Here is a 22,226-nt window from a genome sequence, read left to right as displayed (position 1 = left end):
AGTAAAATTGAGCAAAAACAGTGAAAATATAAACATTGGAATGCTTGTAAACACCAAAAAAGCAGAAGCTATGTTGATAGCAGAGAGGTTGTTACGTTGGAGCAAAGCCAAGGGAATTTCTATGCTATTTCCCCCACACGAAGCTCATGTACTTGGAACCCCAGAAACACCTGATGAAGAATGGAAAAAAATCGTAGACATAGCGATTGTCTTAGGAGGAGACGGAACTTTTCTTAGAGCAGCTAGATATGTGGTAGAGGCAAACATTCCGCTATATGGGATTAATGCAGGACAGCTAGGCTTTCTCTCTTGTGGCAACAAGGATGATGCCGAAAAAGACTTGGAGTTAATCGTTAGTGGCGAATATACTATCCAGTCAAGAAGACTCCTACATGGAGAAATTTACAGAGAAAACTCAAAGAAACACCAACTTTTTGCGTTAAACGATCTGGTAGTTACTAAAGGCTCATTTGCTAGACTTGTTAGCTTGGGAATATACGTGAACGGTAGACACCTAACAGACCTTAGAGCCGACGGGGTGGTTATTTCTACGCCTACAGGATCTACCGCTTATGCTTTATCGGCAGGTGGCCCAATAGTTCCACCACATGTTCCGTGCGTCATCTTAGCTCCAATTTGCGCTCACACACTATATTCGCGTCCTATGATATTAAGCGATGAAGACATAATATCTATAGTACCAGAAGGACAAAACAGAGAGATAATGTTGACCCAAGACGGGCAATTAGGCTATGAATTACTGCCGGGTGACCGAATTGACATGTGGCTTGATAAAGAAAAAAACATTAGCATCATAACGTTACGCGATAGGGATTATTATGCACTTTTGCAGGAAAAATTTAAGTGGGGGCATAGTTACGAGTAAAAAATTGCTGATTGTTTTGGATCTCTTAATTTAAGGAGAGATATGTGCATCATGCTAAAAGAAGTATATATAAATAATATAGGTGGTATTTCCAAAGCTTCCTTGACATTCAAGGGATCTTTTTCCGTCATAACAGGAGAGAGCGGTGCTGGCAAAAGCAGCCTTATAAGAGCTCTTGAACTTGTTGCAGGAAAAAGAGCCCAAGCCACGTTCATCAAGTCTGGAAAAGAAGAAGCCCAAATAGAAGCTATTTTCTCTGTCGGTGGAATAGAAGATGGTGAACTTTTTTCTGAACTTACTGGTGAAGATGAATTTCTTTTTGTGAAACGAACTCTTTCTACTAACGGAAGAACAAGATCCTATATCCAGCACCGCCTAACCTCCTTATCATACATGAGCACAATAATGCAAAAAATAATGGGGATACAAAGCCAATTTTCACAGCTTGAGCTGTTGGATCCACAGAGACAACTAGAATTACTGGATGGAGCAGGAGGGAAGAATCTACTAGAAATAAGAGAAAAACTCAACAGAATATTTACAAAAGCCATAAAGAAAGAAAAAGAACTCGCTCAGCTCATTAAAAAGAGAGATGCCATAAATAAAAAGCTTGATGTCGTCAAAGAAATAATAGAAGACGCGAGGTTACTTGATTTAACGCCTGAAAGTGAAAAGCTTTGGGAGGACCGTTTAAAAGAAATACAAAACACAAAGAAACATTTATTTAAAATCCAGGAAGCTCTAGACAAGTTGACAGGTGGACAAGCAGATTTAGGTTTCATACAGGAAATAGCCTGCCTTTTTGATGGCACTAAAGAGGGACTGGTTGCTCTTACAGCTATAGACGAAGAAGCGCTAAAAAAAGATGAAGAAGCTGTGTTAGAAGGTCTAGAGAGATTAGAAAAGTCCTGTATCGCGGCTATTAGGAAATATGAAATAAAGGAACTGGACGAAGACCTGATGCGTACTGAAAAAAATTTAGGGACATTACGAAAAATCAAAAGAGCTACAGGATGCAAAACTGTAGAAGAAGTTATTAAATTTATAAAGGAAATAGATGATAACTTAAAATGGCTTGAGGATAGCAAAAACACCCTTCAAAAATTAAAAATCCAAAATATGGAAAATCGTAAGGAAATCAGCAAGATAGCTTTAGAATTGAGGGAAGCTAGACGGAAAGCAGCTTTGTCGTTGGAAGAGAAGGTAAACCAAATATTGAGAGATTTAGCTATGGAAGATTTCAGATTCGTTGTTTCCTTAGAGCCTACAAATAAGGTTAAATTCAATGGGGCAGATGTTGTTTCTTTTATGCTAAAAAAAGGAGATGATTTACAGGGAGCTGTCTCTAAAATAGCGTCAGGTGGAGAACTAAGCAGGTTGTTACTGGCGCTACAAATAGCAGCATCGGATAAAATGCTGCCTCAAGTTCTAGTATATGATGAAGTAGAGGCTGGTTTGGGCGGTAAAGCCGCAAGATTGGCTGGTAATAAGCTGAAGGAGCTATCGTCTAAATGTCAAGTAATATTGGTTACACATGAAGCTTCAATTGCAGCTTTAGCAGATCAACATTTTTTGGTAAACAGAGATGGGGACAATACTATCATAAAGGAATTAACTGGTGAAGAAAGAGTACAGGAATTGGCAAGAATGTTGGCGGGTGATGAAGATGCACCAGAAGCTATTGAGCATGCCAGATCTTTAGTTATGGGCACTTTTTGAGAGATAATAAAAAAAAAATGACGCAGCATTAACAAAAGACTTGACTGAGAGCGCGAACAGTTTTAAACTTTCTAAGCTGCTATAATTTTGCGCTTGGAGCAGGCATTATAAGACCACAAGTGGCGCCTGCAAGTCCAGCGGAAGGAGGATGAATATGTACGCAATAGTGGAAACAGGGGGCAAACAGTACAAGGTGGCCCCAGGAGATACCATCAAGGTCGAAAAAATCGAAGGCGAAAGAGGTCAAGCTGTGGAGCTTGACAAGGTGTTGGTTGTAGCGGGAGATAAGCAAGTCAACGTGGGAACCCCTTATGTTGAAAACGTCAAAGTTAAAGCTGTCATTGAAGAACAAGGCAAAGACAATAAAATTATAGTATTCAAGTATAAAAACAAACGCAAACAATCTAGGCGTAAATACGGACACAGGCAGCTTTTCACAACTCTACGCATAGAATCCATAGAGTAACGAAAAACTTAGAAGTGGGTAAATGACCGAAGTAAGGATTTTTAGAAAGAACGGAAAGATAGAAGCAATAGAAGTAGAAGGGCACACAGGATTTGATGAATATGGTAAAGATATAGTGTGTGCAGCCCTTTCTACAATAATTCAAGTGGTAGACGTAGGTTTAAAAGAAGTTTTGAAGTATAGTTGCTATAATAGAAAGCAAGATAAAGCGGGTGGGTTTATGGGAATATACCTGCAGAAAGATGAGAACTGCGAGAAAGCACAAATTTTACTTGAAACAGCAGCTAAAAGTTTCAAGGCTATAGAAGAAGGGTACGGCAATTATGTGAAAGTTCGGGAGGTGGCCCATAGTGATGACTAGATTTGATCTTCAGCTTTTTGCACATAAAAAGGGGCAGGGTAGTACTGCTAATGGAAGAGATAGTATAAGTAAACGCCTAGGGATCAAAAGATCTGACGGTCAGATTGTAAAAGCAGGGAATATCTTAGTACGCCAAAGGGGAACTAAATTCCATCCAGGCGCAAATGTAGGAAGAGGCAAAGATGATACGTTGTTTGCTTTAACTGCGGGGAAAGTCAAGTTTATGACTAAAGCAGGCAAAAAGGTGGTAGCGATAGAACCTATTTCCATGTAGGCATCTGTTGAATATGAAGTTCAAGTTTTGCTTTAGGGAAAATAAATCTATGCCCTGAAGAAAATACAATAGGGCCTAAGTTTATCTTGGGCCCTATTTCTTTTAGGTGGTGTATTTACGTTGAAGTTTGTCGATACTGCAAAAATTATTGTTGAGGCAGGAAAAGGTGGAAACGGCTGTTCCAGTTTCCGCAGAGAAAAATATGTACCCAAAGGAGGACCTGATGGAGGAGACGGCGGTAAAGGCGGGGATGTGATAATTGAAGCATCTAGCAACATACATACTTTGGCTGACTTGACTTTTCAGAGATATTACAAAGCCGAAAATGGTGGCAATGGGCTTAGTAGCAACAGGCATGGACGAAACGGAGAGGACCTTATAATAAAAGTTCCCTGTGGGACCATAATCAGAGATACTGAAACTTCGGAGATTTATGCTGATCTCATAGTACCAGGAGATAGATTTATAGCCGCTAAAGGAGGCAGAGGAGGCCTTGGTAACGCAAGGTTCGCATCCTCGAAAAGAAGAGCGCCTAGATATGCCGAAAAAGGAGAACCTGGCGAAAAGAGAACTTTAAACCTGGAATTGAAGGTTCTAGCAGATGTAGGTTTGGTAGGCTTGCCCAATGCAGGAAAATCAAGCCTTTTGGCCGCCATGTCAAATGCAACTCCACTTGTGGCTAACTATCCATTTACGACTATTACACCCAACCTTGGAGTCCTTAAAACCGAAAAGGAAAGAATAGTTATAGCCGATATACCTGGATTAATAGATGGAGCTCACTTAAACAAAGGCTTAGGACACGCCTTTTTGCGACATATAGAAAGAACTAGAGTTTTACTTTTTGTCCTAGATTTAGAAAGAGAAAATGAGGGGGACTCTCTGTTAAAGCAATGGCAAACCTTGAGGAAGGAATTTGAGTTCTACAATAGTTCTCTTTTGGAAATGCCCTATATGATAATCATTAACAAGATTGATTTGATAGAACACGATGAAAAACTCAAAACTGCCCTTCGGTCTGCCATCGAGCATTTTGAAAGCCAAGGAGCCAATGTTTTTCCAATAAGCGCGTTAAAAGGAGAGAATCTAGATAAGCTTGTGTCCCATATATGCCAAATGTACAGCCAAACACCTCCCCCAAAAAGGGAGCCTAAAACTTACGAAATTTACGCTGACAGAGACTACGAAAGAGCTGTGCCTCCAGAAATAGTTGTGGAAAAAACGAGTAGAGGTAAAATATTCAGGGTCAAGCAGCCTTTCTTAGAAAAGAGAGTGCAAATGTATAATTTTGATATTGAAGGCTCTATTGATAGTCTGCAAAGATTGTTGAGAAGCTACAATATAGAAGAATTACTTAGAAAATCCGGTGTTAAGGAGGGAGATTCTGTAGTAATAGGGAATCTTGAGTTTGAATATATTTCAGACAATGATAATAACGACAATGAAAAAAAATAAAACACCAACGTTGCTAAATTATATAACTATAACAGGGAGGAAAAAGCCATGACGCCTCTAAGGGGGGAAGGGCTTACCAAAAGGAAGATAGGTATAATGGGTGGAACCTTTGACCCCATCCATTTTGGTCACTTAGTGGCAGCCGAAGAAGCTTATTTTTCTTTAGGTCTTGCAGAAGTCATATTTGTCCCAACGGGCGATTCTTTCCATAAGAAGGGGAGGGATATTTCCTCCTCCGAGCACCGCTATACTATGACCATGCTAGCTACCCTGGATAACCCACATTTTAGGTTATCCAGGGTAGAAATAGATAGAGGGACGCCAAGCCATACGATAGACACTTTAAGAGAGATGCATCATTGGTTCCCTCCAAATAGTGTTTCTTTTTATTTTATTACAGGTCTTGATGCAGTCTTGGATATATTAAGCTGGAAAGAACCTTTAGAAATAGCCAAAATATGTAATATTGTGGCAGTGAGCAGGCCGGGTTATAACAAAAGCAAATTGCAGGAACTCCCAGAAGAGATTAAAGACAGCATCATTCCTTTGGAAATTCCACTTTTGGCTATTTCTAGCACGGAAATACGAAAGAGAGTTTCTGAAGGAAAAAGTATTAGATATTTAGTTCCTTGGCCAGTGGAGCATTACATTTATAAAAATTCCCTTTATCATAGAAATGGATGGTGATTGGCCTGTGTTTTTAAAAAAACAAATAATTGTACTTTCAATAATTGCTTTTATAGCTCTTACAACCGGGGCGGCATTAAAAGTCGTTCCACTTTTGAACCCAAATTCAGGAAATATTAAAGAAAATATTACGTATGACGAAAAAACTGGAACGGTAAATATTCTCATAGTAGGCACCGATAATGTTCCAGGAGAAAAGCGAAACAGATCAGATACCATCGCGATTGCTTCGTTGGACATAGATAAAAAAATCGTCAAAGTACTTACAATTCCCAGAGACACCAGAGCTCAAATTCCAAGCAAAGGCTGGCAGAAGATAAATCATGCTTTTGCCTATGGAGGGATAAAACTTCTAGAAAAGAGTATTGTGAACCTCTTAGCTATACCTATTCACTATTATGTAGTAGTCAATTACGAGAGTTTTCCAAAGCTGGTTGATCTTATAGGTGGAGTAGATATATACGTCTCAAAACATTTAAGGTACCATGATAATGCGGGGAATCTCCATATAGATATTCCAAAGGGAAATCAACATCTAGACGGAAGAAAGGCCCTTGGGTACGTCAGGTTCAGAAATGACGCCTATGGAGACATTGGAAGAATAGAGCGACAAAAGAAATTTTACAATGCTGTTTTCGAAAAATTAAAGCAACCGGAAATTTTGCCCAAAATTCCTAGCTTAATAAAAGAAGGATTGCGCTTGATTAATACCAATATTTCAATGAGTCAAGCCTTGCAACTAGCATCATATCTCAAAGATATTCCAAGAGAAAATATAGCCATTGCCACGCTACCTGGAAGGCCTGCCTATATTGAAAAAATAAGTTACTGGATACCAGATCTATCTGCAGCAGCAGAATTTCTTGCAAGCTCTCCTGAAACTTTGAGCAAAAGAAATAACGCGGAAAGTGAGGCAAAAAAAACCACAAGCACAACTTTTCATCACCTAAAACAACCTTTAGTAATTTTAAATGGTGACGGAAAACCAGGGCTTGCAAAGCAGTTTGCGTACCTGTTACAAAGTAAAGGATTAGCAGAAGTCTTATATGCGGGAAATGCCAAGCATTTTGACTACAAGTATACAACAGCTAGGGTGCCCCAAAACTTCAAAACCGAAAATTTACAACAAGTGGTAGACTTTTTTGTGTCCATTGGGCTGCGAGAGAACATGGTATTCAAAGATGCTAAAGTTGAAAACGTCACATTAGTCCTTGGTCACGACTACAATAACATATTAGAAGTTTTGGGGAGAAATTAAATAAAGACTCAAATTTAAACATAGAAAACATAATAAGAACATAACAAGATAAGAATGTGCCCAAAAATCTAAAAGGAGGGATTTTATGAGTTTTATAGGAAATGAAGAGGTTGATAAGATCGTAAGCGTTCTTCTCGATAAACATGGAGAAGATTTAGTTGTCATAGACCTTGCTGCAAAATCTTTTCTAGCCGATTTTTTTGTAATAGCCACAGCAAACTCAGATGTCCATAAAGACACACTTGTAGATTACACTAAAGAAACCTTGGATGATATGGGTATAAGCTATAAAACTGAGGGAGAGAGCAGCTCAAATTGGGTTTTGATAGATGCAGGGTTTGTGGTTGTACATATATTCAGCAAGGAAGGGCGAGATTTTTATCGCCTTGAAAATCTTTGGTCAGATTCTCCTATACATCATATATCCTAATAAATAATATAAAATGATAGCCTAGGGGATAGCTTCCTACCTAGGCTAAGTTTTTATTTCATTTTTATGGTGTCCTATAATATATCTTATGTTGCTTTTTCTGCTGGAGAAACCTCACCAGCAAGAGATATCTCAAAAAACTTTCTGATCCTTTCAATATCTCTTGTGTGTCCTAAAAGCCACATTAATTTCGTAATTGTAGCTTCCTTAGTCATATCTCTGGCTGATATAACACCTGCATTGTGGGCCCTTAAGCCAACCTCGTATGTTTTGAGGTTCACACCGTCATAAACAACTTGAGACGTTAAAACAACTGGTATTTTGTGAGCAACATTAGCTAATACATCTAATAAATTCCTGCCCCTATAAGGAAGCCCTCCGGCTCCATAACTTTCTACAACAATGCCAGAAATATTTTTATTAGCTATTATCGGCTCCACAAATGACGGTTCAAGTCCTGGAAATATCTTAAGAACAAAGACGTTATTATCCATGAGGGTATCTACAGAAAATGGCATGTCAGTAGTTTTTATCATCTTTTTATTATATTTAATGTCTCTAGATGTAATTAATGCAACAGGTGGTTCATTCACACTTGCGAAGGCATCTATGTCCTCTGAAGCTATTTTGCTTGCTCTAGGTGCCCTAATTACTTTATGGTTAAACGCCACAAATACCCCGGGGCATCCATCTACTGCAAAGCGTATGGAGTCCGCTACATTATTAATTGCATCACTGTGTTCAATTGGAGCTGGAATCATGGAGCCAGTGAAGACTATGGGCTTTGCTGGATTCCTAAGCATAAAAGATAACATTGAAGCGGTATATGCCAAAGTGTCAGTCCCATGCAGTATGACAAAGCCATCATATTGAGGATATTCCAGCTCAATCTCTTCTGCTATCTTTATCCAGTCTTCAGGTTGAATCAAAGTGCTATCGATATTGATAATATCCCTTATATCTGCTTGAAAGTCCAAATCCTTCAGTTGATCAGTACAAAAGTACAATATTTCCTCTACCGGGAGGGATGAAGATAAGCCCTCACCTGTATCAATGCTGGAAATAGTACCTCCTGTTCCAATTATCAATATCTTTTTAGGCAAAAGGTAGGTCCCCCCCTAAGCTTTAGTCGTTTCTAAAATATCTATAACGTTGGAAATGATTCTGTAAAACTTATGAGGATCTAAAGAAGCTCCTCCTACCAAAAGTCCATCAACATCTTTTTGCATTATCAGATCTTTAGTGTTCTCAGGCTTTACACTTCCTCCATACAAAATTCGTACGCTTTCGGCAACAGTTCCACCGTAAAGAGAATGAATAACTTCTCTTATAAACGCATTTGCACGTTGAGCATCTTCTGGAGAAGCCGTTTTGCCCGTACCTATAGCCCAAACAGGCTCATAAGCAATATATAAAAGATTTGGCTCTTTCAACTCTTTTAAAAACGAAAGCCCCTCTCTTACTTGCTTTTCAACGACCTCCTTTGTTTTATTTTTAAGACGATCCTCTTCTCTTTCTCCTACACAAAGAACCGGCAGGACATTGAATTCACTACAGGCTTTGATTTTGAGGCTTATCATTTCATCGTTCTCATGAAATATCCATCGCCTTTCGCTATGCCCCACCAAAACATGCATAACGCCCAACTCCTTTAACATAGGAATGGCCGTTTCTCCAGTATATGCCCCTTTGGAAAGCCAGTGAGCATTCTGGGCCCCAAAGTAGTAATTGTACTTTTTGTTATATTGGCATATATAAGGTAGCGAGATCATCGGGGGGAAAAATATTACTTCCACCTCACGATCTCTTATAGACCTAGCCATTCTTGCATCGCCTTCCACAATGTCATTAAATCTTTCGATATAATCTATAGCTTCAGCAGGGCCAAGATTCATCTTCCAATTAGCAGCTAAGACTAAAGGCTTTACCCTCTTTTCCACCGCTCCTACCTCTTTCCTATTTTGTTTTTTAAAGCATTACCCTAAAAGAGGTTCAATCCCTGGAAGGGTTTTCCCCTCTAAAAATTCCAAACTTGCACCGCCTCCAGTGGATACATGAGTAACTTCATCTGCAAAGCCGAGAGCCTTAGCCGCAGCAGCTGTATCTCCCCCACCAATGACTACAACAGCTCCTTCTTTTGCTTTTGAGCTAACCACATTACCAATACCTTTCGTCCCCTTTGAGAAGGCGGGGTTTTCGAACAATCCTAACGGCCCGTTCCATACTATTGACTTAGCGCTACGCAAATGTTCAGAAAACACCTCTACCGTCTTTGGTCCTATATCCAATCCCATTAAGTGATCAGGGATCGCATCAACGTCGACTATACCTTCAGATTCTTTGGCTTCTACACTTGCACCCACCACAACATCTACAGGTAAAACAATTTCAACTTCTTTGTCTTCTAAAGCTTTCAATATATGTTTTGCGCTATTTACGTTTTCTTCATCGCATTTTGACTTTCCCACCGAATATCCTTTAGCAGCTAAAAAGGGGAAAGCCATAGCGCCTCCCACCAATATAGTAGATGCTTTGTTTGACATATGCTCTATAACTCCTATTTTGTCCGTGACCTTGGATCCTCCAAGAATAAGAACCAAAGGAGATACAGGATTATCTCTAACAGATCCCAAAATACTTACTTCTTTCTCTATGAGGAAGCCTGCATAAGAAGGCAAAAACTTTGTAATTCCCTGCGTAGAGGCATGAGCCCTATGGGCCACACTAAAAGCATCCATAACAAACACTTCAAATGGAGCCGCTAAAAGAGCCGCGAAATCTTCATCGTTTTTTTCTTCTTCTGGATGGAATCGACAATTTTCTAACAACAAAATGTCTTTTGCCTTTGCGTTACATAGAGCTCTTTCCACTGGCTGGCCTACACAATCTTCAACGAACTCTACGTCCACAGAAAGAACCTCTTTTAAATAAGCAGCAACTGGCCTTAAAGAGTACTTTTCATCTCGTTTTCCCTTAGGCCTACCTAAATGTGAAACTAAAGCTGTTATCGCACCATTGGCCCTAAGGAAACTAATAGTTTCAAGATGGGCTTTTATTCTAGATCCATCAGCAACCTGCCCCTCCTTCAAAGGAACATTAAAGTCCACCCTTAACAAAACTTTTTTGTTTTTTATGACCTCGGAGTTGACCTTTCTCATTCTCATTGTTATTACAGCCCTTTTTGAACTATATACTCAACCAAATCCAAAACTCTACATGCATATCCCCACTCGTTATCGTACCATGCTATAACTTTAGCCATATCTCCCAAACAAACGGTATGGCGAGCAGCAAAAATGGAGGACCTGCTATCCCCAACAAAATCAGAAGATACCAAATCCTCTGTCTCGTAACCCAATATACCTTTAAGTTTTCCTTCAGCATATTCTTTCATAACTTCGTTAATTTCTTCAGCTGTAGTACTTGTGTTGAGGACAGCAACTAAATCCACTGCAGATACGTCCGGAGTAGGAACTCTAAGAGCCATACCATCAAGCTTGCCATTCAGGTCTGGTATTACCTTTCCTATGGCGCTCGCTGCTCCTGTCGTTGTGGGAATTATAGAAAGTGCTGCTGCTCTACCTCTATGTAGCTTTTTATGAGATGCATCAAGAGTCTTTTGGTCATTAGTATAAGAATGAGTGGTTGTCATAAGCCCCTTTTTAATACCGAAACATTCGTGCAGAACCTTCACAACAGGAGCCAAACAATTGGTCGTACAGGATGCATTAGAAACTATAGAATGTTTTTGTGGATCATATACTTCCTCGTTTACCCCCATCACTATTGTGGGAACATCACCTTTTGCTGGTGCTGTTATTACCACTTTCTTTGCTCCTGCCTCGATATGTCCCTTTGCCTTTTCTACGTCAGTATATCTACCTGATGACTCTATTACTATATCGATATTCTTCTCTCCCCAAGGGAGGTCTTGGATATTTTGATATTTCAAAACCTCCACTTTGGTACCGTTGACGTTGAGGGAATCTCCCTCTACTTTTACACTGCCTTTGAAGCGTCTATGAACTGAGTCATATTTTAGCAAATATGCTCTCTGCTCAGCATCTGTCCTACTATTTGTAGCAACGATTTCAAAAGGCCAATCCTGTTTGTATTCGTACATTGCCCTAAGAGCAAGCCTTCCAATCCTTCCGAAGCCATTTATGGCTACTTTTACCTTACCATTCATCTATAGTTCCTCCTTCTACAAGTAAAAAAGTTTAAAAATATATTTAATATTTAGGCCCAAACTAAAGGCGAGCTAATGCTCGCCTTTAGTTTTATCGCTAGCTTAAAGTACAGGCTACATCTCAGCTAAATCTTCATAAATAACTCTCAAGACCTCTCCTACACTAAGTATGGATACTACATCCCCATGAGGCAAATATGGCATGCTCCCATCGAAATTCTCCGCTATTCCTCCAATACATCCCCTTCTCAAATGGGCTCTAAATGGCTTGATAAAATATTGGACTATATCTTTCTTGTCTGGGTTAAACTTAACAAAAGCAGAAATAAACTGGCCTAAAAGCCACGGCCACGCCATGCCCCTAAAACGAGCTTTCTCTTTTTGATCCCATCGCCCTTCACATCGCCCTTTGTATTTATCATGATGAGGGTCAAGGGTCCTCAAACCATAGGTAGTATACAACTCCCTCCAGCAGGTCTCTACTACAGACCTACCCCTCTCGGGATCCAAGGGAGATACGGGTAAAGATACAGCCAATATCTGATTACACCTTATTGCATCATCACATTCATTGCCATCTACCCAATCTTTTAAATATCCCTCTTTTTTCCAAAATACCTCAGGAAATGAAGAAGCAACTTTATTAGCCATCTCCCCGTACTTCTTCTTAGAATTTTCATCTTCCATAACATCAGAATATTGCTCCATTTCCCTCAAAACAAAATACCAGAGGGCATTAATTTCTACCAATTTACCCCTTCGTTCAACTACTGGCTTAGAATCCACGGCTCCATTCATCCAGTTTCTCTCAGGATTATTAGTCCTGATCTCTAATAGGCCATCATCAGCGCAAACCAAATCTAGCTCGGGTATGCCCTCAAAGTATTTATCTACTATAAGCTTTAAATCGTCCCACCAGGATTGCATAGCAGTTGAACTTTCAGTTTGATCCATCAACTTGGCAAATGCATATATGAACCAAAGGCCACAGTCTACAGCTGCTAATTTAGGCTCTCTGGTTACAGGGTCAATCTCCAAAGGCATAATATAACCACATTCTTTAGCTCTTGAAAGCCATGTCTTTAAGACCTTAAACCCAAGCATGGGTTCTCCGTTAGCTCGTGTTAAACCTGGTAAAGCAATAAACGCGTCTCTTGATAATTCTCTTACCGACGGATATCCTGATATGACACTAGCTCCACCATCTTCCGTTTCCTTTATACAGTTAGATGCGGATCTCATTAACTCTGAAGCTATTGTCACATTTTGAGTAGGAGCTCTTTTGGTCTTGCTTTTAAGCCATTTTATAGTTTCTGCTTCCATATTAGCCAGTTTAGCCTCATCCAGCTGCATAGGCTCTGAACTTATGGCAATATAAATAGTGTCACCTTCTCCCATTTCCAAGGAAACGAGGCCAGGAGACCATAGGGTCTCTATATTTTTCCCATTACTCTCATTCTTTGTATATATGACGTTCTCAAACTTCAATGGCTTATAGATCCATTCACCTTTAGTCGCATATAGATGGCTTTGACATTTATTCCCGCTTACGGAAAGAACCTGTTTTGAAATATCTGCCTCAAATGTTTCGCTTTCTAAGATGCTGTCTATTCCCCTGTGAGCACATAAAGGTCTTATTTCCAGTTGCACTCTCTCGTGACTTGTCAATAGCTCGTATTTAATCACTGTACAAGGAAGCCCCTTGGGCATGAAAATTGTCTTCTTAAGCATTATGTTATAAATGACATATAACGTTGTAGGAAGGGGGCTTTCTTCATATTCTTGTATATACCTATAACCATCAGGATATATGGTTTCTTTATATTGATTTGTTGATAACTGATATTTTTTATTTCTAGCGAAAAGGGTTTCTTCCACTTTGCTGACATAAACAGTTGGTGTAGATGTTCTCTCTCCAGGGACTACAAGTAATCCATGTTCCTTTCTGGTATTAGCTCCTATAACTGTAGAAAACGCATATCCACCCTTTCCATTTGATACTAAAAATTCTCTGCTAGCTCCTCTTTCAAAAGTATTTACGTCCGCTTTACCGTAATACATTTTGACCATCCCCCTTCGCAATCTTTTTAGGTCCTGTCATTAAAATTTTTTCCATCTTCTTCCATCTATATTCTATCGTACTTTTGCTCACAGGTCTCTCTAAAAGCGTCCCCAACTCTTTCAATGTTGCCGTAGGATAAGCTATTCTCTTCTCAGCCAAATCTACGTATGAATCAGGCAGGTTAACGATCTTCTTTATTGCCAAAATATCATTTGCTATTTCGATCTGCTTCCGTGCTGCTTCCAATGTTTTTTTTATATTAGCAGCATCACAATTAACTATCTTATTAGCCGTATCCCTCAAAGCTCTTAAAAGTGCTTTTTGCTCTAGTTCCAGCGAGGTTCTGTGTAAATTCACCTTCACTAATAGGGCCACTATACTTTGTTGGTCTCTTATTATTACCTCACTTACATCTGTCTTATGCCGTATCTTTGCTGGAAATCCATTGTTTAAAAGAAAACGATACACCAAGTCGATATGATCTCCCAGCTGACCGTGGTGCCCCCTAAAAGTCAAGTAGTAACCTGTCTTTGGCAGGTAAAAAGAAGCGCAAGCTCCCAGGAAACCACCAAGCCATGTCCATGAAATGTTTGCTTTTTTAGAACTTTTTAGTCCTAAAATTTTTTTATACAGTACAGAGGGAAATTGAAGTAGCACTTTCCCTTTAAAATCCTTAGGTATTATGAGAATAGAAGAAAGATCCACAATATCTGTCCAACACGAGAGATTCCATATTTTCCTCAATCTTCTAAAAACCCACAACCTGCCACTTTGGCATATTACGTGCTGCCCATTTTCTCTGCTTTTCATGCCGGAAATGATTCCAGCTATTTCTTCAGTGGCATCTTTATGTCCTGTGGGTCTTTGCACCCATTCATCCCATAAAATATCTTTGATCTTTTCCATATTTAACTTTCACGTACCTCTCGCGCTATCTTCATTATAGTCTCTGCAAGTTTTTGAGAATGATGCCTTATGGTTCCTTCTTCGGAGATAAGGACAAAATCTCCCCTGATTACATTAACTCCCTTTCTTTTAAGAAAGTTTAGTTGAGATTTATCAATATGAAGTGGGCTCGCCCCTTTCTTTCTATATTCTAACAAATGATTATTGGGTATTTCCCCTTCATTTGCCACCACATGCTCAGGTAACATTCCTAAAGTCTTCTCTACCCACTTTAAATGAGCAAGTATATCAAGACCATCAGTTTCGCCTGGCTGAGTCATCAAGTTGGCCACATAAACTTTAGGAGCAATGTTGTTTAACCTCATTCTTGCTGCAACATCCTCTATCAAAAGGTTGGGAAGCACGCTGGTAAACAAGCTACCTGGACCTAATACTATCAAATCAGCGTTTTCGATAGCTTCCAAAACTCCCTTAGCTGCTTTTGCCCCTCTAGGTTCTATCCATATTGTATCTAGTTGATAACCCCTTTTCGCAATTTCCAACTCCCCTCTTAGAGCTTGGCCATCTTTAGTCCTTCCCACAATGGTTATTGCCTCAGTTGTAACAGGAAGGACCTGTCCCCTCATGGCTAACAATTTATTCAACTCTTCAACAGCTAAACGGAAATCGCCTGTCATTTCTGTAACTGCTAATAAGATAAGGTTACCTAAGCTATGGCCAGCTAGTTCACCTCTGTCAAAACGAAAATTAAGAATCTTATGAAGAGAATCGTGATTCTCAGCAAGGGCAACCAAACAATTTCTTATATCTCCTGGAGGCAACATTCCCCACTCAGATCTCAACCTACCAGAACTCCCGCCTTCATCGGTCACTGTGACAACGGCAGTTATATTTTTTGTATATGCCTTTAAACCACTCAATAAAGTGGATAGTCCGGTACCACCTCCTACAGCCACAATACGAGGCCCCTGAGCCAAACGTAAACTTACAGCTTTAGACATAATAGAGCGCTCCCTTGTGCGAACCGAAGAAATTGGGAATCTCTTTTCTTCTTCATATTGCTGCTCCTCTTTGAAAACAAGAAGCAACACAAACACTAATACGCCGCCTGCCAAGATCCCAAGGGTAAATGTGGTCCACCAATTCATTTTTAACTCTCCTGCTCTTTTTCAATATCTCTGTGACGTACTATTATTCTCTCGTAACTCTTATTAAAATGTTCCCAAAGCAAATCTACTATTGCTACAGAACGATGTCGCCCACCAGTACATCCTACAGCCACACTTATTTGCTGCTTGCAGGTATTTCTGTATAAGGGCAACACGTATTCCAACATTGAAATGATATAATTCGTAAACTCTTCTACTTCATTGAAAGTCATAAGATATGATTTTACCCTCTCATCTTTACCCGAAAGTGGCCTAAGGAATTCATCATAATACGGGTTAGGCAAGAAACGAACATCGAAAAGAAAATCACAATCTAAGGGAATTCCATACTTAAATCCAAAAGATGATAATAATATAGTGAAAGGTTCTTTTTCGATAGATAAACATGCAAAAAGTTTCTCTCGTAGTTCAGGAAGCGTAAGATTAGACGTATCGAGAATAATATCAGCTCTTTCCAGTACTGGAGCGATTTTTGTTCGTTCTTCCTTTATGGCGTCTAATACAGATATATTTACGGCCAGAGGATGCTTCCGTTTTGTCATCTCATAACGACTCAAAAGGGTTTCGTCAGAAGCTTCAAGGAAAAGTAGTGTTATTTCTATTTTCTCTCCTCGCAAAACATCTATGACATAGAATAAATCTTTCAGTAAGTTATCTCCCCTTACATCTACCACAGCAGCAACACCGTTTTTAATTGCAGCTTCGTGCTTGGATAACACTGTCAGCAGTTGTGGCAACAACGTAGGAGGAATATTATCTATAGGGTACATTCCGTTATCTTCTAACAAATGAAGGACCGTAGATTTCCCGCCGCCCGACATCCCAGTGATGATAATACATCTTTGAACCTCCAATGTAACCATCTCTATCCCTTTGATACCCTCCCACAATTAATTGTGATTATGCGCGCATTCTCCAGCTTTACCAGTTATAATTTCAACAGCATGTCTTATCACTGGCGCTACAGCATAAAAACATTCTAAAACAGCTTTTTTACTTCCTGGCAAAGCAATAATCAAACTTTTACCTACGGCTTTAGCCATACACCTAGACAATATAGACCTAAGGGTATAATATGAGGTCCTCCATCTCATGTATTCTCCTATTCCTGGAACTTCTTTCCCCTCTAATTTCAAAAGGCTCTCTGGAGTTACATCTCGCGGAGATAACCCCGTACCACCAGTTATTAGAATCAACTCGTACTCACTACTTATCCATGAACGTATGACTTCTAATATTTTTCCCTGCTCGTCTGGAACAATTCGAGAATCCTTCACCAAACCTCCAATATCTATCACTGCATCTTTAAGAGCCGGACCAGAAGTATCCTTTCTTTCTCCCCTACTACCCTTATCACTAACCGTAAGGACAGCAACTTTCATGGGTTTCCATTTTTCCAAGGGTTCTGAAACGACTAGAAAACCTTCTTTAACTACCTTACATATGCTATATATATCGTTTTGCTCAGCCACCTGAAGCAAAACGCCTCCTTTACTAAAAAAAACAAAATCCCCTTCCTCAAGGGGAAAGACGCCTTTCGACAATCTTATTATTAGAAAATCAGATTCATCAATTTCACAAAATGTATTAACCTTTTCCTTAGGTGGAAGCAATAATATTTTTGCCTTTCTTCCATTAACTAAAGTTTCTCCATTATTTTGAGCATGAACTAATACTACGGGTAATGATGATGGGGTATTCACATACGATAAACCCAAGATTCTATTTTTCATTCTACTCCTCCTGCACAATATACACCTGATTTGCCTCCGCTTTTCTTCAAAAGGCGTATACCCTCTATTTTCATCCCTTTATCTATTCCCTTGCACATATCATATATGGTTAACGCCGCTATCGAAACCCCAGTTAAAGCCTCCATCTCTACTCCTGTAACTTCCCTCGCAACAACCTTGCAGCGAATGACAACACATGAATTTTGCTCATCTAAGTCGCAACTTACAGAGACGCTATCTAATCGTATGGAATGACATAACGGTATGAGCTCAGGGGTCTTCTTGCAAGCCATTATACCCGCTGTTTCCGCTATAAACAGCACATTGCCTTTCTTATTTTTCCCCTCTTTTATCGTTTCTAAGATAGCCGAAGGAAGCACCACTCGTCCTTCGGCTATAGCCTCTCTCAGCGTTACATCTTTTCCACTTACATCCACCATGCGTGGTTTACCAGATGAATCCAAGTGGGTTAACTTGTTATTCATAATTTTTCTTTAACCTCCTATTTGCCACATATGCTTCTGGGTATTAGCCAAAAACATCCACCCCTTAGGCTTCATGCGCACCTCAGACCTTATAGTTTCTTCCAATGTTTCCTTGTCTCTAGCTCGCAATAAAGGTAATATGTTTTTGCCTTTGGGGGCAAAAAGGCATGTTCTCAACTCTCCATTGGCTGTCACTCTAAGCCTATTACATTTATCACAAAAATGATTGGAAACAGCAGCTATTATGCCTATTCTCTGGCCAGTATATATATTCTTATAGTAAACAGCAGGCCCATTCATGCTATGACTTGCAGAAGTTTCTTCTTTTTCCCAAACTTCTAAACCACCAGGGAGACGTGAGAGGATCTCATCAGCAGGCAAAAAATTATCCATAGACCAAACGCTCTCATCCAAAGGCATAAATTCTATGAAACGGATAACTGCATTTTTCTTTCTCGCAAACTCTATCAAGTCCTCTATCTCATCGTCGTTAAAACCTTTTATGACCACAGTGTTTATTTTAAGAGGTACCCTTAGTGCCTTTCCAATTATATCAATACCCTCCACAACGTTTTCAAATTCGTTAACTCTTGTTATATCCTTAAACTTATCCTTATTTATGGTATCTAAGCTGATGTTCAACCCAGAAAGGCCTATATCTCTTATTTCTTCCACAAAAAATTTGACCAACGAACCATTGGTGGTAAGCGCTATCTTAAGCTGTGGTCTTTTTTGTTTCAGTTTCTTTAAGAATTCAGTAACCCCTTTTCGAACCAAAGGTTCCCCACCTGTAAACCTAACCTTTTTGATCCCCATAGGTATAAGAACGTTCAATAGGAAATCTATGTCCTCAAAAGTCATTATTCTCTCGTGGGGAATAAAAGTTACTCCTTCTTGAGGCATACAATATACACACCTGAAGTTACAACGATCAGTTACCGAAATTCTCAAGTAATTTAATTCTCTTCCGTAAGAATCGTTCATCGTATCAACCTATACCCTCCAAGGTTAATTATAGTTTCTTTCCAAGCCTTCTCATTTATAGAATCCAAAAATGCCTTTACTCCATAATGCTCAAAGTGTCGTTTAGGTATTACAATTTCAAAAGGTTCCTCTATTAACGGCACAAAATCCAAATCAAGAGCATCTGCTACTGCCTTTATGCCTAGTGCCACATCCGCACTGCCATAGGCTACTTTGGACGCAGCATCAAAATGAGTAACTGCTATATTCTCATATCCCTTAACATCCGTAGGAGCAATATTAGCCTTACCAAGTAAATAATCCAATAACACCCTAGTTCCTGAACCCGCTTGTCTATTCACTATTACAACTTCTTTAGCTAAATCTGATATGCCCTTTATTTTTTTGGGGTTTCCTCTCCTAACAATAAGGCCTTGTAGTCTTTTATACAGGACAACTCGTTCCCATTCTTTTTTTACGTCAAATTTTTCAATATACGAAGTGTTATATTCTCCTGTTTTCGGATCTAACAAATGACAAGCAGCAATATGGCACTCCCCTCTCGCAAGGGCAAGTACCCCGCCCAAGCTCCCTACAGACCTTATAATCAAATCCGCATTTTTGGCTCTGATAAAACCTATTGTATGTTCAATTCCTGGATCATTTGACCCTTGATATACTGCTCGTCTTTCCCAGTTGTTTTTTCTGACTAGCCAAACATCAATAAGACTTCCCTTTGGGATTTCTAATGCTTCCTCGTTCACAAGCGAAAAGCCATCAGCCTCCGTCAAGGGCATCATTGAACTAGCACCAGAAGACGTGACCCAACTCATTTTGCGCCCATTTATTTCAGCACATTGGACTTTTAGCCATTCTGAAACGCCCTGTCGAGCCGAATAATGATCCCCTAATTCGACTTTGATAACTTCTCTTGTTCCTATTGCTTCCGATAAATACTCTTCACTTATCTTCCCTTTCTCTAAAAGTTGAAGTAGAGGATACACCACGGACCAAGACGCAACCAGCGTTGAAACAGGGAATCCAGGTAAAGCAACCACAGGCTTGCCCTCGACAACTGCCATAATGACGGGTCTGCCGGGTTTCATTCTTACCCATCTAAACACTAACTTACCTTGTTCCGAAAGAACTTTCGCGCTGTGATCTCTTTTGCCTTTAGCAGTACCCGCGCCCATAAGCACTAAGTCATAGTCTTTTATCGCAAGCTTTAAGATGTCACCTAAGGCCTTGGGATCATCTTTGGTTAACGGTAATACATCAAGGGAATATCCCCATTTTTGAAATAATTCAGCTAGGAGAACAGAATTGGTTTCTGGGATTTTCCCCGGTGGAAGTTGCTTCAATTCTTTGAGTGTGTTGATATCAACAATTTCGTTTCCTGTAGGTACAAAACAAGCCCTTGGGGGAGCCTTGACTTCTATTTCCTTGACTCCTGCCGCCACGAATAAGGCTTTATGGAAGATAGACAGTAAATCTCCTTTCCTTGCAATAATGTTCCCCTTAGCTATATCTTCACCTACTGGACGCACGTTTGTTCCCTTGGAAACAGCGTTAAAGACATATAAGCTATGCTCATCAATTGTGGTATCTTCAACCATAACCACTGCATCAAAATTTTCAGGAACGACAGAACCTGTGTTCACCCATAAAAAGTTGCCTTTTTCTATTTTAACTGGTGTAGCTGGACTAGCGTAACCAGTGTCACATGCTCGTACTGCGTAGCCATCCACAGCAGATGCAGGATAATGAGGAACATTACGCTCGGAATAAACATCTTTTGCAAGAATCTTCCCAACAAATACGGAATGGGAATCAGTTGTAGACAATGAAATTGTTTTGTTTAAAGGGACAATATTCTCCTTTAAAAGCAGCAATATTTCTTTTAGGCTAATATGTTCCTTGCATGTTTTTTTCACCAAAGCCATACCTCCACAAACTCGCCCTTCCTTATGGTCTCTTTATCCTCCGGGAGTCTCACCAAACCATCTGCGCTCTGCAAGGCAGATACAAATCCCGATTTAGCCATTGATGGGTTGACTACTTCTTCATCTACAACAGCAGGAATAAACTCTTCAACTCCACTCCTCCCATAGATGTCTTTCCCAGCGGGCAGGGAAATTCTTTTCTTCCATATAGAGTCTTCCTCGGCTCCTGACAAACTGGAGAGCAAGGGCAACACGAAAGTCAACATTACGACAGAACAAGATAAAGGATGTCCCGGTAACCCTATGACAAGTTTCTGGTTTTCTCTATTACCCCCTACTAATGTAGGTTTGCCTGGAGAGATATTAAGACCTCTCACAACCAATCCAGGCTCCCCAATGTTGTTCATGACATCCAGCGTAAAATCTCTTGAGCTTACAGAAGACCCTCCGCTTAAAATAACTACATCATTTTCTTCCATTGCTTTAATAGTCATCCTCATCAAATCTTCAATATCATCTCGCGCTATTCCATACTTTTTGACTCCGTAACCTTCTCTCATTAATAAAGCTGCTATCATTGTGGAATTGCTGTCTCTTACCTTGCCTGGTTCAATAACAGGTGTATCTTCAGGCACAATTTCGTCTCCAGTACTTATTACTCCAATAGAAAGATCAATGACCTTAACTTGTACTATACCAAGCCCTGAAAGAAGACTTGCGCTTCTGAAATCAAATAGGGAGTTTTTCTTCAATAACAATTTTCCTTTTTCAACGTCTTCTCCTCTAATGATTACATTTTCTCCTCTCTGCACTGGCTTTCTTATTTCTAAGGTGTTCTGCAACGCCGAAGTGTACTCAACCATTACCACCGCATCTGCTCCCTTAGGCAGAGCCGCTCCAGTATATATAAGGGCTGCGGTCCCCTCAGTAATTTCTATATCGGGAATTATCCCCATTTGAATTTCACCAATTACTTCCAAGAAAGAAGGAGATGTTTGAGAGGCTCCTAGTGTATCTATGGCCCTTACCGCGTATCCATCCCGGGTACTCCTTGAAAAAGGAGGATAATTTTCACTGGCATACACATCTTCAGCTAAACGTTTACCAACAGCAGCCAGGAGATCCCCTTTCTGCTTTTTGACCTCCCATGGGAAATTTAAAGCTTGCTTTATTACATCCAATGTCTCTATTCTTGGAAGAGTTTCCTTAACAAAACCACTCATTTACAGTTAAACCCCTC

Annotated in this window: 22 protein-coding genes; 9 read left to right on the top strand and 13 right to left on the bottom strand. The window is 39.8% G+C overall.

Going from position 1 to position 22,226, the window contains the following annotated elements; all coding sequences use genetic code 11:
• The first annotated feature begins 7 nt into the window (after positions 1-7).
• The 9 genes from H0Z23_RS00360 to rsfS all read left to right on the top strand — a co-directional run bounded on the left by H0Z23_RS00360 (position 8) and on the right by rsfS (position 7,536).
• Positions 8-886 (top strand): NAD(+)/NADH kinase, encoded by an 879-nt coding sequence (locus H0Z23_RS00360; protein WP_296866679.1) that lies wholly within the window; start codon positions 8-10, stop codon positions 884-886.
• Positions 887-937: 51 nt separating this feature from the next.
• Positions 938-2,605 (top strand): AAA family ATPase, encoded by a 1,668-nt coding sequence (locus tag H0Z23_RS00355; protein WP_296866677.1) that lies wholly within the window; start codon positions 938-940, stop codon positions 2,603-2,605.
• A gap of 154 nt (positions 2,606-2,759) precedes the next feature.
• The gene (gene rplU / locus H0Z23_RS00350) at positions 2,760-3,071 is read left to right on the top strand and encodes a 50S ribosomal protein L21 (protein WP_296866675.1); all 312 of its coding nucleotides are present in this window, start codon (positions 2,760-2,762) and stop codon (positions 3,069-3,071) included.
• 22 nt (positions 3,072-3,093) lie between these two features.
• Positions 3,094-3,432, top strand: coding sequence for a ribosomal-processing cysteine protease Prp (locus H0Z23_RS00345; protein ID WP_296866673.1), 339 nt, complete (start codon positions 3,094-3,096; stop codon positions 3,430-3,432).
• Complete coding sequence (rpmA, locus tag H0Z23_RS00340) at positions 3,425-3,706, top strand: 50S ribosomal protein L27 (protein ID WP_296867067.1); 282 nt, start codon at positions 3,425-3,427, stop codon at positions 3,704-3,706. Before H0Z23_RS00345 ends, rpmA begins: the two co-directional genes overlap by 8 nt.
• A gap of 120 nt (positions 3,707-3,826) precedes the next feature.
• Positions 3,827-5,161 carry a GTPase ObgE gene (gene obgE, locus H0Z23_RS00335; RefSeq protein WP_296866671.1) on the top strand — a complete coding sequence of 445 codons (1,335 nt, stop codon included), beginning with the start codon at positions 3,827-3,829 and terminating at the stop codon, positions 5,159-5,161.
• Positions 5,162-5,209: 48 nt separating this feature from the next.
• A complete protein-coding gene (nadD, locus tag H0Z23_RS00330) occupies positions 5,210-5,848 on the top strand; it encodes a nicotinate-nucleotide adenylyltransferase (protein WP_296866669.1) in 639 nt (212 codons plus the stop codon).
• Positions 5,838-7,106: an LCP family protein gene (locus tag H0Z23_RS00325; RefSeq protein ID WP_296866667.1), complete on the top strand. Its 1,269-nt coding sequence runs from the start codon at positions 5,838-5,840 to the stop codon at positions 7,104-7,106. Before nadD ends, H0Z23_RS00325 begins: the two co-directional genes overlap by 11 nt.
• 85 nt (positions 7,107-7,191) lie before the next feature.
• A complete protein-coding gene (rsfS, locus tag H0Z23_RS00320; protein WP_296866664.1) occupies positions 7,192-7,536 on the top strand; it encodes a ribosome silencing factor in 345 nt (114 codons plus the stop codon).
• An 86-nt stretch (positions 7,537-7,622) separates the two neighbouring features.
• Here the strand turns inward: rsfS and H0Z23_RS00315 are convergent, their stop codons facing one another.
• From H0Z23_RS00315 to H0Z23_RS00255, 13 genes are all read right to left on the bottom strand, one after another.
• Positions 7,623-8,639, bottom strand: a complete 1,017-nt coding sequence (locus H0Z23_RS00315; RefSeq protein WP_296866662.1) for an asparaginase — start codon at positions 8,637-8,639, stop codon at positions 7,623-7,625.
• Positions 8,640-8,654: 15 nt separating this feature from the next.
• Positions 8,655-9,476, bottom strand: coding sequence for a triose-phosphate isomerase (gene tpiA, locus H0Z23_RS00310; protein WP_296866661.1), 822 nt, complete (start codon positions 9,474-9,476; stop codon positions 8,655-8,657).
• Between the two features lie 36 nt (positions 9,477-9,512).
• On the bottom strand, positions 9,513-10,694 hold the full coding sequence (locus H0Z23_RS00305; RefSeq protein ID WP_366928856.1) for a phosphoglycerate kinase: 1,182 nt from the start codon (positions 10,692-10,694) through the stop codon (positions 9,513-9,515).
• 11 nt (positions 10,695-10,705) lie between these two features.
• Entirely contained in the window at positions 10,706-11,725 is a 1,020-nt protein-coding gene (gene gap / locus H0Z23_RS00300; protein ID WP_296866657.1) for a type I glyceraldehyde-3-phosphate dehydrogenase, read from the bottom strand.
• 114 nt (positions 11,726-11,839) lie between these two features.
• Positions 11,840-13,786, bottom strand: a complete 1,947-nt coding sequence (locus H0Z23_RS00295; protein WP_296866655.1) for an amylo-alpha-1,6-glucosidase — start codon at positions 13,784-13,786, stop codon at positions 11,840-11,842.
• Complete coding sequence (whiA, locus tag H0Z23_RS00290; RefSeq protein WP_296866652.1) at positions 13,773-14,693, bottom strand: DNA-binding protein WhiA; 921 nt, start codon at positions 14,691-14,693, stop codon at positions 13,773-13,775. The genes H0Z23_RS00295 and whiA overlap by 14 nt, the downstream gene beginning before the upstream one ends.
• Positions 14,694-14,695: 2 nt before the next feature.
• Positions 14,696-15,841 (bottom strand): gluconeogenesis factor YvcK family protein, encoded by a 1,146-nt coding sequence (locus H0Z23_RS00285; RefSeq protein ID WP_296866650.1) that lies wholly within the window; start codon positions 15,839-15,841, stop codon positions 14,696-14,698.
• Positions 15,842-15,843: 2 nt separating this feature from the next.
• Positions 15,844-16,752, bottom strand: coding sequence for an RNase adapter RapZ (rapZ, locus tag H0Z23_RS00280; protein ID WP_296866648.1), 909 nt, complete (start codon positions 16,750-16,752; stop codon positions 15,844-15,846).
• Positions 16,753-17,595, bottom strand: coding sequence for a MogA/MoaB family molybdenum cofactor biosynthesis protein (locus H0Z23_RS00275; protein WP_296866646.1), 843 nt, complete (start codon positions 17,593-17,595; stop codon positions 16,753-16,755).
• A complete protein-coding gene (gene moaC, locus H0Z23_RS00270) occupies positions 17,592-18,080 on the bottom strand; it encodes a cyclic pyranopterin monophosphate synthase MoaC (RefSeq protein WP_296866645.1) in 489 nt (162 codons plus the stop codon). The genes H0Z23_RS00275 and moaC overlap by 4 nt, the downstream gene beginning before the upstream one ends.
• Before the next feature lie 9 nt (positions 18,081-18,089).
• Positions 18,090-19,064, bottom strand: a complete 975-nt coding sequence (gene moaA, locus H0Z23_RS00265) for a GTP 3',8-cyclase MoaA (RefSeq protein ID WP_296866643.1) — start codon at positions 19,062-19,064, stop codon at positions 18,090-18,092.
• Positions 19,061-20,986 (bottom strand): substrate-binding domain-containing protein, encoded by a 1,926-nt coding sequence (locus H0Z23_RS00260; protein WP_296866641.1) that lies wholly within the window; start codon positions 20,984-20,986, stop codon positions 19,061-19,063. The genes moaA and H0Z23_RS00260 overlap by 4 nt, the downstream gene beginning before the upstream one ends.
• Positions 20,974-22,209, bottom strand: a complete 1,236-nt coding sequence (locus tag H0Z23_RS00255) for a molybdopterin molybdotransferase MoeA (RefSeq protein WP_296866639.1) — start codon at positions 22,207-22,209, stop codon at positions 20,974-20,976. The genes H0Z23_RS00260 and H0Z23_RS00255 overlap by 13 nt, the downstream gene beginning before the upstream one ends.
• Positions 22,210-22,226: the final 17 nt, after the last annotated feature.

Source organism: Thermovirga sp., from assembly GCF_017656375.1.
Lineage (GTDB): Bacteria > Synergistota > Synergistia > Synergistales > Thermovirgaceae > Thermovirga.
The sequence above is the reverse complement of the archived record's forward strand: the minus strand, read 5'-3'. Positions and strand labels throughout refer to the sequence as shown.